The 12,701-nt window shown below is 47.0% G+C and carries 14 protein-coding genes; 4 read left to right on the forward strand and 10 right to left on the reverse strand.

Annotated elements, in window-relative coordinates:
* Positions 1-183 precede the first annotated feature (183 nt).
* Positions 184-1,200, forward strand: coding sequence for an SDR family NAD(P)-dependent oxidoreductase (locus D3H65_RS15745; protein ID WP_119051228.1), 1,017 nt, complete (start codon positions 184-186; stop codon positions 1,198-1,200).
* A 22-nt stretch (positions 1,201-1,222) separates the two neighbouring features.
* Positions 1,223-2,041, forward strand: a complete 819-nt coding sequence (locus D3H65_RS15750; protein WP_119051229.1) for a helix-turn-helix domain-containing protein — start codon at positions 1,223-1,225, stop codon at positions 2,039-2,041.
* A 16-nt stretch (positions 2,042-2,057) separates the two neighbouring features.
* Here D3H65_RS15750 and D3H65_RS15755 read toward each other — a convergent pair whose 3' ends face one another.
* The 3 genes from D3H65_RS15755 to D3H65_RS15765 all read right to left on the reverse strand — a co-directional run bounded on the left by D3H65_RS15755 (position 2,058) and on the right by D3H65_RS15765 (position 5,108).
* Positions 2,058-3,155 carry a Gfo/Idh/MocA family protein gene (locus D3H65_RS15755; RefSeq protein ID WP_119051230.1) on the reverse strand — a complete coding sequence of 366 codons (1,098 nt, stop codon included), beginning with the start codon at positions 3,153-3,155 and terminating at the stop codon, positions 2,058-2,060.
* Positions 3,156-3,294: 139 nt separating this feature from the next.
* Positions 3,295-3,633, reverse strand: coding sequence for a bacillithiol system redox-active protein YtxJ (ytxJ, locus tag D3H65_RS15760; RefSeq protein ID WP_119051231.1), 339 nt, complete (start codon positions 3,631-3,633; stop codon positions 3,295-3,297).
* 179 nt (positions 3,634-3,812) lie between these two features.
* A complete protein-coding gene (locus tag D3H65_RS15765; RefSeq protein ID WP_119051232.1) occupies positions 3,813-5,108 on the reverse strand; it encodes a spondin domain-containing protein in 1,296 nt (431 codons plus the stop codon).
* Positions 5,109-5,230: 122 nt separating this feature from the next.
* On the opposite strand from D3H65_RS15765, the gene D3H65_RS15770 reads away from it, so the two are divergent.
* Together D3H65_RS15770 and D3H65_RS15775 are read left to right on the forward strand one after the other, a co-directional pair.
* The gene (locus D3H65_RS15770; RefSeq protein WP_119051233.1) at positions 5,231-5,941 is read left to right on the forward strand and encodes a response regulator transcription factor; all 711 of its coding nucleotides are present in this window, start codon (positions 5,231-5,233) and stop codon (positions 5,939-5,941) included.
* Between the two features lie 2 nt (positions 5,942-5,943).
* Positions 5,944-7,422, forward strand: a complete 1,479-nt coding sequence (locus D3H65_RS15775; RefSeq protein WP_119051234.1) for a HAMP domain-containing sensor histidine kinase — start codon at positions 5,944-5,946, stop codon at positions 7,420-7,422.
* Between the two features lie 25 nt (positions 7,423-7,447).
* Here D3H65_RS15775 and D3H65_RS15780 read toward each other — a convergent pair whose 3' ends face one another.
* The 7 genes from D3H65_RS15780 to D3H65_RS15810 form a co-directional block, all read right to left on the reverse strand.
* A complete protein-coding gene (locus tag D3H65_RS15780; RefSeq protein WP_211345500.1) occupies positions 7,448-7,951 on the reverse strand; it encodes a hypothetical protein in 504 nt (167 codons plus the stop codon).
* Positions 7,948-8,538, reverse strand: coding sequence for a class I SAM-dependent methyltransferase (locus D3H65_RS15785; protein WP_119051235.1), 591 nt, complete (start codon positions 8,536-8,538; stop codon positions 7,948-7,950). Before D3H65_RS15785 ends, D3H65_RS15780 begins: the two co-directional genes overlap by 4 nt.
* An 18-nt stretch (positions 8,539-8,556) precedes the next feature.
* Positions 8,557-9,894: a serine hydrolase domain-containing protein gene (locus D3H65_RS15790; RefSeq protein WP_162915657.1), complete on the reverse strand. Its 1,338-nt coding sequence runs from the start codon at positions 9,892-9,894 to the stop codon at positions 8,557-8,559.
* A gap of 30 nt (positions 9,895-9,924) precedes the next feature.
* Positions 9,925-11,169, reverse strand: coding sequence for a hypothetical protein (locus tag D3H65_RS15795; protein ID WP_119051237.1), 1,245 nt, complete (start codon positions 11,167-11,169; stop codon positions 9,925-9,927).
* A gap of 54 nt (positions 11,170-11,223) precedes the next feature.
* Positions 11,224-11,559: a potassium transporter KefB gene (locus tag D3H65_RS15800; RefSeq protein WP_119051238.1), complete on the reverse strand. Its 336-nt coding sequence runs from the start codon at positions 11,557-11,559 to the stop codon at positions 11,224-11,226.
* A 215-nt stretch (positions 11,560-11,774) separates the two neighbouring features.
* Positions 11,775-12,074 carry a winged helix-turn-helix domain-containing protein gene (locus D3H65_RS15805; RefSeq protein ID WP_119051239.1) on the reverse strand — a complete coding sequence of 100 codons (300 nt, stop codon included), beginning with the start codon at positions 12,072-12,074 and terminating at the stop codon, positions 11,775-11,777.
* Positions 12,071-12,700 (reverse strand): hypothetical protein, encoded by a 630-nt coding sequence (locus D3H65_RS15810; RefSeq protein ID WP_119051240.1) that lies wholly within the window; start codon positions 12,698-12,700, stop codon positions 12,071-12,073. The genes D3H65_RS15805 and D3H65_RS15810 overlap by 4 nt, the downstream gene beginning before the upstream one ends.
* Position 12,701: the final 1 nt, after the last annotated feature.

Below are 12,701 nucleotides of genomic sequence, written 5' to 3' on the forward strand. Positions count from 1 at the left end.
TATAAAACGTTTTTTAGCGCCCAACAGGTATGCAATCGGGCAAAATATAACATTCCCAATGGTGGACTTTTTCCCACTTATTTCAGTAGAAATACGGCCTTTAAAACAAAGCAAAATCGACCCTTTAAACAAAGTCGAGGGAGTTGCCCCGCTCTACTTTTGTGCTAACAAAAACAAATTACTATGTCACAGAACAATTATCAGGGCGCGTTGCAACAACCGCTACAATCGGGATTTACTGCTGCCTCCACCACAAGCGATGTGACCAAAGGCATCGACCTAAGCGGAAAGATCGCCATCGTTACAGGCGGCAATGCAGGTATTGGTTTGGAAACTACCAAAACACTTGCAGCTGCAGGAGCCACTGTTATAGTGCCTGCAAGGGATATTGAAAAAGCAAAGAAAAATCTACAGGGTATTGACAATGTAGAGTTGGAAACATTAGACCTGATTGATCCTGCCTCCATTGATGCATTTGCACAAAAGTTTCTGGCATCGGGCAGGCCGCTTCATATGCTCATCAACAATGCGGGCATCATGTGGGTGCCCTTGCGCAGGGATAGCCGGGGTATTGAATCACAATTAGCCACCAATTACTTAGCGCAGTTTCACCTCACTGCCAGGTTATGGCCTGCTTTGAAAAAAGCAAGAGGCGCCAGGGTCATCAATGTATCTTCTTTCGGCCATCAGTTTGCCCCATTCAATTTCGATGATCCTAATTTTCTTGACCGGGAATACGAAACCTTACAAGCCTATGGTCAATCCAAAACGGCCAGCAATTTGATGGCTGTTGAATTAGACCATATAGGGAGGCCTTTTCAGGTTCGCGCTTATTCTCTCCATCCCGGATCGATCCACGGTACTGATCTGGCCAGGGAAGCACCGCTGGAATTGTTTCAGCAATTGGGTTACTGCGATGACGCCGGCAATATTTTACCCGAAGTAATAGCCAATCTCAAAACGATCCCCCAGGGTGCAGCTACCACTGTTTGGTGCGCCACCAGCCCGCTACTCAACAATATAGGAGGTGTGTATTGCGAAGATGTAAATATTGCAACATTGTCTCCTGCACCTACCGGCCATATTGATGATGCACAGACATCAAGCGGGGTACAACTTTATTCATTGGATGAAACAAATGCAAAGCGGCTCTGGAAGTTAAGTGAGCAATTGACAGGAGTAACCTTCCAGGCCAATTAAATCAACTAAATTCGTATGGAGTATGGAATACCAGGCTAAATATATAACGGAGGATATTAAGCTGTCCTGCTATGAGGACAAACTCTTTAAGTCGGAGATCATGTTCGAGCAGCATATGCTGGTTTGGTTCATTTCCGGGGAAACAAAAATTGTACAGGCAGAAGGCACTTACCTGTTTAAAAAAGGAGATATCTTTTTAATTCCCCGGAACCAGCTGGCTACGATCATCAATTACCCCAAAGACGGACAGCCACATAAAACGGTGGTCATGCATTTGTCTACGCAACGGCTACGGGAATTTTATGCCAACCTGGGGGTGATGCCCAAAACGCCTGGCGCACAAAAGATACGCAGCTTCAGCAACCACCCCTTGTTGGAAAGCTGCCTGGCTTCACTGATCCCCTATTTTGAGATGAAAGACCTGCCGGCCAATATTGCGTCGCTGAAAATTACGGAAGCGATCAGTATTCTCAGGGCGATTGATAAAGATATAGATGAGGTGTTGGCCAACTTTGATGAACCGGGCAAGATCGACCTGGCCACGTATATGGAAAAGAACTTCATGTTCAATATGCCTATGGAGAAATTCGGTTACCTCACAGGAAGAAGCCTCACCACTTTCAAACGTGATTTCAAAAAAGCATTCAACACCACACCGCAAAAATGGCTTACGCAAAAGCGGCTTGAACTGGCGCATTACCAGTTTGTGGAGAAACATAAGAAACCCCTGGATGTTTGCTATGAAGTGGGATTTGAGAACCTCTCCCATTTTTCCTATGCTTTTAAAAAGCAGTTTGGCTATGCGCCAACGGCTTTGCTGGAAGGCAAGGCAAGAAACTGATCCATCCTGTCTTTGCTTATAACTTCACGCGTTGTCCACTGCCGGCAGACTTGTAGATAGCCTCTACGATGCGGATATCACGCAGGCCTTCTTCTCCGGGCGCTATCATGGGTTTGCCCTGCATAATGGCCATTGCATCTTCATCCATTTGGGTGGCCTGCTGAAAAGGTACCTGGTAAGGATGATTGATCTCTCCCAGGGGGCTGCTGCCTTTTTGCCCGTTATAGGCAGAATATGGATTCACTTTAATAATCCCTTTTTCGCAGGTGATATCGATGAAGTTGATGTTTTCACCAAAGCTCGTTTTGATATCTGCTATCACTCCGCCGGGAAACTCGAGTTTGGCTACGGTAGTTTCATCGAGGCCGTTCTTGTATATTTCCGGCCGGGTGGTAGAGGTAGTGGCCGACACAATGGCGATGGGTTCCATGCCCGTACCCAGGCGTGCTCCCTGGATGGCATACACACCCATATCGTACAATACACCGCCGCCCATTTCTTTTTTCTGCTTCCAGTGGTCTGTACGGTTATCGCGGTAGCCGGCCGCACAGTTTACAGCTTTCACCTTGCCCAGGGATTGTTGCTTAATGATACTGCGCCATTCTTTTGTATTGGGTTCGTGCTGTAAACGGTAGCCGATGGCCAGTGACCGTTTGTTCTTACGGCAGGCATCGATCATTTCCTGGCATTCTTTTTCATTGATGGCCATGGGCTTTTCGCACCAAACATGCTTGCCGGCGTTGGCGGCCCTGATCACATATTCCTTGTGCATGGATGGCGGCAATACTACATACACCACATCAATATCGGGGTTATTGGCAATGCTATCGAAGTTCTGATAGTTGTAGATATTCTTATCGGGAATATTGTATTTCTTCTTCCAGGCTTCTGCTTTGGCAGGAGTGCCTGTAACAATACCGGCGAGGTAACAGTTTTTGGTTTGCTGTAAAGCAGGCGCCAGCAGGTCGGTACTATAATAGCCGAGGCCAACAAGTGCAATACCAAGCCGGTCTTTTTTCCGCGGGCCGGAGAATAAGGAGCCAGGTGATAAGAGAATAATGCCGCTGCCGGCCACTATTTTTTTGAGCGCGTTTCTGCGTGATGGTGAATACATGGCAAATGGTTTTGTAAGTGATGAGCAATCTACAGAAGGGTAGCCCCTTACAGTAAATTTAACACATTTGCCTGGCAAGGCCAGTGGAAACCCCTGGCTGGTTGGTCAAGGCGTCTCAATTATACCGGAAAGGCATGCCCTAGGATAAATGCCGGGCTATTACAGCCGGATCAATAGCATGGTGTGAGGTAGTATAAACCACCTGTTTGTCTTTCAGCAGGATGATCTGGGGCGACTGGTGAGTAACCTGCAGCTCCTGGGATATGAGGTTGGAGACAGGACGGAAAGCCAATAAATCGAGGTAATGAAAATCTGCCTTTCCTTCTATCAAGCCAAAACCGCTCTGCAATTTATGCTTTGCATGGGCGCTAATACCGCAGGTGAGGCTGTCTTTGAAGATAATCTGTGGCCGCTCGGTGGAATTTTCCAAAAGGGTGTAAAAGTCTTCCTTTTCTGTTACGCTATTCCAATTATTCATGGTGCAAAGGTACACAATTAGATCCGATGGTGCACCATTGGCTGCTGGGCCCCACCCTCCCCGAGCTTTTACAGGCGCCTGACCAAACAACTTCCTTTATTCGTTATAAAACAATTGGTTATAAAGTAAAAGCAAGCGGCTACCCACCGTTGCCGCCTGCTTTTACATCGATCGCCGGACTATTGTAATGTAACTTTAACAATATTGCTGATAGCAGGAAGGGTGGTAAATCCATTCGGATTGGGCACCATCTCAATCGGTTTGCTTTCATTGAGCGGCGTACCTGCCAGGTTGAATTGGGTAATGCCTGCACCGGGATACTGGTTGATGGCAGTGCCATTGTCATATAACCCGATCGTGGAGGAGAGATCTCCTGGCTGGGTAGCATCCCAACCATTGCCACTACTGGCAAAGAACCAGTCATTGGAGAAACCATACATAGTAGCAATGGCGATCCTGTCGCCCTTAGTGGCGGTGATCATTTGCGATACCTTACCGCCGGCAGCCTCTCCGCTCCGGGGAAGCAACACCGTGGTGGTGGCCTCTTTGAGGACATATACAGCCTTTACGCCTGCCTTTGTTTTCAAAGCTGCCGCCAGGATATCTGCGTTGCCTTTTTGCGCCAGTTCCTTCAAACCTTCTCCACGGTCTTTTTCACCTGTCTGATAGAAAGGGTTCTGCTGGCCATTGTACACGACCACCAGTACGGGCGACAGAGGGGTAAATATGCCTGTTTTCCCTGTCAGGTAAGTGCTCAAAACTGAATTATCGCCCATTTCTGCAATATTCGTCAAACCGTTGGCCGTTGGTTTTCCTGCACTGTATACAGGCTCGGGCAACAGCAAATTGCCGCCAGCCACATAAGATATAGCCCATACACCCGGACTGAAAGGTGTTTCATTGGCGGTGCCGCCGGAGTTATTCGAGATTGTTAGCGTAAAGACTGAATTGCCATTGTAAGCAAGGGATAATTTCATCAATTGCGAAGCGGGCAGGTACGAGTGACCATAATCATCCATTCCGTTTACCTCTTTGATGTTCTTAGTCGCAGCTTCTGCAATACCCGGATGGACCACGGATGCACCGGGCAACTGATTCACCCGCGTGCCATTATCCCATAATTTTACCTGGGACGACACATCGCCCGTAATCGGCGTTCCATCATCCATGTATAATTTGATACCCGGATTTTCGGGTGCAAAGAAGAGATCATTGCTCCAGCCATACATGGTGGCAAAACTCAGGCGCTGGTTTTTGGCAGCTGAAAAACTGATCGTAGTGGATTGGCCGGGCAGGATCACAGGCGGTGTGCCCGTTCCCTTAAAAGTGCCCGATTCTACCAGGGGCCTGCTGTCCAACACGTTTTCAATGCTGATGGTACCGGCATGCATGGCCGGATCATCGTCTTTGTGGCAGGATGCCAACAACAATATGGCTGAAAGTAAACTGCATGAAGTGAATAAGTTGCGTTTCATTTGTATTTCATTTTGATCACACAAACCAACAGAAACGGTATCCCAAAGTCATGGCAGAATTGTAACAAAAGTATCACAGTGCGCATCCCTTCATTTTATTCAGCAACTTTGCTCATTACCTTATGCATAGTAAAACTGTTTTGATCATAGAAGATGATCCCAACATTGTGGAGCTGCTCAAAATTCATCTCCACGACCTGGGCTGTAAAGTGATGGCTGAAACCAATGGCCTGAAAGGCCTATCCCTTGCCCGGGAGGAACGCTTTGACCTCATCATCCTCGATATCATGCTACCCGACCTCAATGGCATGGAAATATGCCGGAAAATAAGGCAGGCCGATCGCCACACACCAATATTGATGCTCACTGCCAGATCTGAAGAGATCGACAAAGTAATGGGGCTCGAAACAGGCGCCGACGACTACCTCACCAAGCCCTTCAGTCTAAGGGAATTTATCGCCCGCGTAAAGGTCATTTTCCGTAGAAACGAAGAGCAGTCAACTGTACAGGACGGTGTGGCCCTTTCGGCTGTCATCAGTTACGGCGGACTGGCAATTGACCTCGACAAAAGAAGGGTCACGCTGCATGATGCACGGATAGACCTCTCTCCCAGGGAGTTTGATCTCATCACTTTGCTGGCTTCCAATCCCGGCAAAAGCTACAGCCGCAAACGCTTGCTCAACCTGGTATGGGGATATGATTTTGAAGGGTATGAACATACTGTCAACAGCCATATCAACCGGCTGCGTGCGAAGATTGAGGCGGATGTGTCGAACCCACAATTTATTTTAACCACCTGGGGCGTAGGCTACAGGTTTAATGAAGAATTATAACCATGTCGGTAAGAACCATCAAAGGCAACCTGCTCTTCTGGAAAATTGCAGCCGTATTTACCGGGCTGCTGATCGTTTTGGGGATCATATTTGTGATCATCGCTTCGAGGTTCTCCGGTTCTTATTATATGACTGCGCATCAGGAGTTGTATGGGGATATTGCCCGGCACCTGGCCACCTTCACACAACCCTTTAAAAATGGCAAGCCCGATACTACCGTCACACACGACATTATTCACTCTACCATGGTGGCCAATCCAAGTGTGGAAGTTTACCTGCTCGACACCAATGGCGTTATCAAAGACTATGTGGTGCCCGATACTACCGTACAGATACACCAGGTAGATATAGCAAAAGTAAAAGCCTGGCTGGCAGCAGCCAATAGCCAACGGCCACTGGGTGATAATCCGAAGCAACCCGATGAACCCAGCATTTTCTCCGCAGCACCGGTATTTGAGCAAGGCCGGCTGGTCGGCTATGTATACGCGGTGCTGGCCAGTGAAAAACAAAAGGCCATCCTGCAATCACTCAGCAGCCACCTGCAAATGCGGCTGTCGGGCTATATGTTCTTTGCTGCGCTCATCATCGCATTTATGGTAGGTATCATCACCTTTTTCCTGATCACCGATAGTATCTGCCGTATTGCAGCAGTTGTAAAACGGTTCAAAGAAGGCGATTATACAGCCCGCATTGACGGTTATGCCAAAGGCAATCTTGGTATGCTTACTGCTACCTTCAACGAAATGGCCGACGAGATCGTGAGCAATATGGACAAGATCTCTGCCACCGACAAATTCCGTCAGGAACTTATCGCCAATGTATCCCACGACCTGCGCACCCCCTTGTCGATCATGCAGGGATACGTGGAAACGCTCACGATGAAAAAAGGACAGCTCACAGAAGCAGAAAAAGACAAATACCTCTCGGTGGTTTTTGACAGCAGCAGGAAATTGTCTGTACTCGTAGAACAACTTTTCCAATATGCCAAACTGGAAGCCAACCTCATCACCCCGCAAAAAGAATCCTTCCTCATTGATGAACTGGCCTCCGATATCCTGGCCGCCTATCAGTTGAAGGCAAAGGAAAGGAATATACGTGTGCAAATGGAAGCAAGCGGCAACCTGCCGCCGGTCTTTGCCGATATTGCCCTTACAGAGCGCGTTTTACAGAACCTGCTCGACAATGCATTCAAATTCACACCCGATGATGGCGCTGTTACCATTCAATTAATACAAACGAGCGAAGGGGTCAAAGTGCAGGTGGCCGATACGGGTATTGGTATTGCCGCCGAAGAACAGGCTTTTATTTTTGAACGGTATCGTCAGTTTGCCGATCAATCGGCTCCTAAGAAAGGTATGGGTATCGGCCTGGCAATTGTAAAAAAGATCCTCGAATTGCACCAGGTTACCATTGCAGTGACCAGTGAGCCGGGAAAAGGAACAGCTTTCCTGTTTGTGCTCCCCTTAAAACTGTCAGCCTGAGCCTGTCGAAGGCTGTTTCATTCACCTACCAACTTACATGGGCCAGGTAAACAATGCAATAGCTGGCCACACAACAGCAGGTTTTAACATTAAAAGATTGAAAGAGAGGCTCTTTGCCTCGATTAGTACTTGTGAGCAATAAAGCCAGTAACCAAAAGCCTGCAGAAAAGACAATATCCATCCAATCGAACCGGCCATTGGTGATGTGCAGGAGTTGCAATATTTCCAGGATCAGCGCCATCCCTATGGGTACAAATACCAGGCTCCATTGACGATTGCGCACTTTGAGGTAAAAAAAGCTGGAGGTGATGGTAATGCAAAACACCCATAGGCCTTCCGGCAGGGAATAGACCAGGTAATCCTGTAAAAGCAATGCGGTGGTAACTCCGCATTTAATAGCATAGTAATGCTCCCTGGAGATCAGGGCCATAATAACCTGGTTTACCAGGGTCTTTTCTGTCCGGTAAAAAACATAAATAAAGAGTGAAACCAATAAGGATACAGACAATACGGGAATATGCTTTTTCAAGGCTTACAAAAGATAAGAAGTTTATAATAAGAACAGGCTCCCAGCTCTGTTTGTTTCAGTAAGGTGAACTGTTGCAATCCTTTGACCTGGTGCTGGTAAAAAGAGGACCTGAAATGAAAGAGGGCAGACAAGGGCTGAAAAGCCCAATCCACATAGCGCAGCCAATTGTCAGGCGTAAAATGGTTTAGTATAAACAATTGCCCACCCGGCTTCAATACTTTGTGTACCTGCCCCAATAATTGATCCGGATCTTTTGTAACAGCCAGTACATGGGATAGCACCACGTAATCGAAAGAGGCTTCTGCAAACGACAGCGCTTCACCATTCATGAGTTGTAATTCGATATGTTTACCCGCATGCCGTTTTGCTTTATTCAGCATCGCTTCCGAAATATCGATGCCCATGATCTGGTGGGCGGCATACAAGGGTATATGTGATCCATTGCCAATACCGATCTCGAGCAGTCTTCCGGGAAGCGCGCTATTCACTTCTTTGATCAGTGTTTTTCTTTGCCCTTTTAAAAAGTAGTTGATGACAGGGTAAAGAAAAGACAGGCGGTTATAAAAGGCGCTGGTAGAATACTGCACTTGTTCTATTTGTGGTATTTAATTATCCTTGGTGAAGATCCGTATGCCTCCTCCCCGCTTTATGGTCATTTGTTTTTTCGCGGCATCAAACTCAATGACTACCGCACCTCCGATTGTAAAGGTATTATCCGCCGTGGCCTCGAGTGCGACCGCTTTTTCTCCGGGTGGTTGAAAGAACAGTGTTGTGCCCTCCCTGGTGATCGTAAGTTTCACGGGAGCTGCGGTAGTTGAATACACACCGACATATTTGTCCAGGACTTCCAGGCTGACCGCGATCGAAGCAAAGGCGGGGACCTCAAAAGACCTGTTATAGTAAATGTCGATAACGCCGCTCATGATATTGCGCACGGGATAGATCTTCGCGTTGGTGGTGTAGGCAACAGCTAGTTTTTCTTCCGGCAGGTAAGCAAGCCATGCTCCGTTGCTGGAGCTGCCGCCGGTATGGCCGTAGAAGGTCTTACCCGCAAACGTGAAAGGCTCCATGCCAAGGCCTTCGCCCTCCCTCATCGTTTTCATCTGATTAAGGCTCGCCGGAGAGATCAACTTCCCGGTAAACAGGGCCTGAATGAATTGGGCCATCTCAGTGGGTGTTGAAATAATGGCGCCTGCGCCGAAGAGAAGGCTCGAAGGGGGTTCAGACACTTGTTTCCAGTTACCCCCAAGGTCCATATAACTAAGCGCTTCATTTTTGTTTACATCAATGTCACCCGTCGCGATATAGGTATCCCGGAGACCGATCCTTGCGGTGATCCTTTCCCTGAGGGCTTCCTCATAAGGCTTACCGGTCAACTTTTCAATAATAAGGCCCAGGATGGCATAACCGGAATTACTGTAGGCATGCTGTGCGTCTGGCTCAAAATCCGGTGTGCCTTTGGCAATGATGGCGAACATTTCATCCTTCGTGATGGCGTTCCAGCCAGCTGCGGGCCGCAAATTCTTGTCCAACAGCGCATCATGGATGCCGCTCCGGTGCCCGAGGATGTGCGCTATGGTTATTTTGCGGGCATTAGCCACCTGCGGGAAGAATTGGTAGAGTGTATCGGTCAGTTTCAGTTTTCCTTCCTCCACCAGCTGGAAGATCATCACAGCAGTGTACATCTTGGTGATGGAGGCTATGCGAAACCTGGTCGCTGCAGTTATAGCTTTCTTGCCGGTTTCATTGATCTGGCTATAGCCGATAGCACGTGTGTACAGCACCTGGCCGTCTTTGGCAATGGTCAGGCTTCCCATGGCTTTATGTTTTTCGGCGAGCCGGTCAAAAAAAGAGTCGATTTTGGCCTTGTCGAAAGACTGTGTGTACCCGGTGCTTATTTGCAACAGCGCCACCAGTATCAAAAATATTATTTTGTTTTTCATATCGTTAAAAGCTGTTTTCATGGCTATACCTTATTTAAACCCAAACAGGAAGGGAAATAAAAACGTTACGATGATGGCCCACAGGCAATAAACGGGCAGGAACCCGGCAATAGCTTTCCCCACGCTGCCGATAGCAGCTTTCTTTGAAAGCACTTTGAAAAGTTGGGTAATGATCAACAAAAGATTGACCAGGATCAGCACATCACCGCCCAGTACTGCAGCCCTGTTGGGTGTAATACCTCCTTCCGCAATACGGAACAAAATGGCCGATAACGCAATACCATTTACCACCACGGTTACTACAGATAGCAGCGTCAGTATCCACATTTCAGCCTGGCTCCTGGTTGTTTTGGTTGATTCGGCAACGGAAAAGAATATGATGGCCATCACGCCCAATAGCAAGGCATTAAAGATCAGCAGGAAGTCTCGGTCGTTGTAAGGATTCTTACCGGAATAAATAATGGCAACGAGGTATATGATCAGCATGACCAACACCAGGGGACTGAATATTTTTGCGATCACCGGCGACACCTTACCAACCAGTTGCGGATTCGTCTGGATAAGGTAAGTGCCAAAGATGGGAGCAGCAGGAAGTCCGAACAGCACAATATTTTCAAAATAGAATTTCTCAATATGAATACCGATCAGGGAGAAAAGCCCGATAGTGATCGCACTCAGGATACCGGCCGCTATCACAATGAGTGTTGTCATCACGATCAGGTCACCATTATAACTTAAATAGCCAAGCCGTTTTTCAACATCATTACGCTGATCATTTACAAAAGCAAATCCTACGGTCGCCCATAAAAAGAAAGGCAAATGGATGCAGGATAAGATCAACGTGTCGCTCTTCGCTACATTGGGAAGCGTACCGATAAAGATCAACCCGCCCAACATGGCCGCAGCTATAAAAGCCACTCTACCGGCTGATAACTTATTCTTCCAGGCAAAGTATGCCGCCAACAGGGGGAAGACGGTAAAGCCGACATTCCTGGTATAGAAAAACTCCTCGTCGATGTGGAACAGTGCCGGTATTTTGGCAATCACACCTCCCACCAGGCAAGCAATAATTACTCCTATCAGTTCTCCTTTTGTACCCCAATTGACCTCATCGGTTTGGTAATGCAATCTTTCATACCAGCCATCTGCCAGTATTAATCCTTTAAAGTCCGGGTACACTGCGCTGAAATCCCGCTTAAACTGTCCCTTATTCGTTCTGTACAAGTGTTCCAGTTCCCGGGGGTCGTTGATATACCTGATAATTTTATCTTTCATGCTGTGTTGTTTTATTACCTGAATAAAGGCTTAGGTCCTTATGTGCCGGGAAGGTCAATTCCAGTAAGTACCGTTTAATCCCAAAACAATCCCCAGCCATAATCCTATGATGAATATCAGCCCACTTAAAATCATAGCGATGATCTTGTTCAACCTGATCAGGTGGTGAAAATGAACCAGGAAATAGTTGCAAAGACCGCCCATGGCCCCGGCCAGGGGAACGATGATCAGCGGTTGTATGCGCCAGAATCTCGGCCAGTTTGGATCAGGCGTTCCGGCTGTAAACAGGAAGAAAGAGATCAGTAATAAGCCAATCCCCGCTCCTACCAGCATTCTTTTAATTAAAGAGGATGGGTGCAGTTGTAATGTTGAGTTATCTTTCTGTGTCATAATGGTTGTGTTTTAAAAGTATACAGTGAATAAAAGTTATGTTGTCAGTCTTAAATAAGCAGCTGCCGATTCTATTTTGAAAGAACTTTGTATTTCAAAGTACAAAGGCAAAAAAATAGAGGTTATCCTCTCTTCTCCAAATGAAAAGCAACAAGCATTCCTGCTTCCAGACTCTAAAGGTCTATTGTCTGTTTGTTTTATATCCTGGTTCATGTCTATTTCTGTGATTGAATGAGTTTTTCCATGGCTTTCAGGTGATCATTGAATGCCTTCCTGCCTGGCTTGGTCATGAAATATTTAGTATTAGGTTTCTTCCCCACAAATGATTTCTTCACACCTATAAAGTTCTCATTTTCCAGTGCTTTCAGGTTGCTGGCCAGGTTACCGTCCGTCACATCAAAATAGTCTTTGAGTGCATTAAAGTCAAGTGTATCATTTACAGCCAGTATCGACATAATGCCAAGCCTGATCCTTCGTTCAAACGCCTTATGTAATCCATCGGTTAGCATGCTCATCTTTCGTACCTGTAATGCATGTAAATGCCATAAATAATATGGACCAGCCCAAAACCTGCCGCCCAGCACAATAACCCGTATTCCACGAACAGGCAGCCGGTCAACCCCAATGCTATCTCGATAAGACCTAAACTTCTTACTTCTTCATAAGTATACTTGCTGGCATTGTACAATGCCAGTCCATAAAACAACAAGGAGAAAGGGGCTATGAAGCCAATCAATCCTTTAGTCAGCAGGATAAGGATCAGCAGCCCGCCTGCCAGTAAGGGAATAGTCATATTGATCAACAACCGCTTAGCGGTAGAATTCCAAAACTTCTCGCCTCTTTTATGTGCATTCCGGTAGGAAAGAAAAACAGCGGTGCCGATGCTCAGTATCAATACAATGATGGATAAAAAAATAACCATCAACAGGTTGGGCGGCAGATCACTTATATTCGTCGAGTTGCTATCTAGTTGTTCAGGATTAAAGCCAAAGAACTGCCAGGCGATCCAGGCGCCTGCCAGGGCATAAATACCTGCCATAACACCTGCCAGCCCTGAGAGGGACATAAACTTAGAAGAACGCTCCATCATGGAGCGCATCTCCGCAATATCCTGGATATAACCCTGTTCGTCTTCCTGCATT

It is taken from the genome of Paraflavitalea soli, from assembly GCF_003555545.1.
In the GTDB taxonomy this organism is placed as follows: Bacteria; Bacteroidota; Bacteroidia; order Chitinophagales; family Chitinophagaceae; genus Paraflavitalea; species Paraflavitalea soli.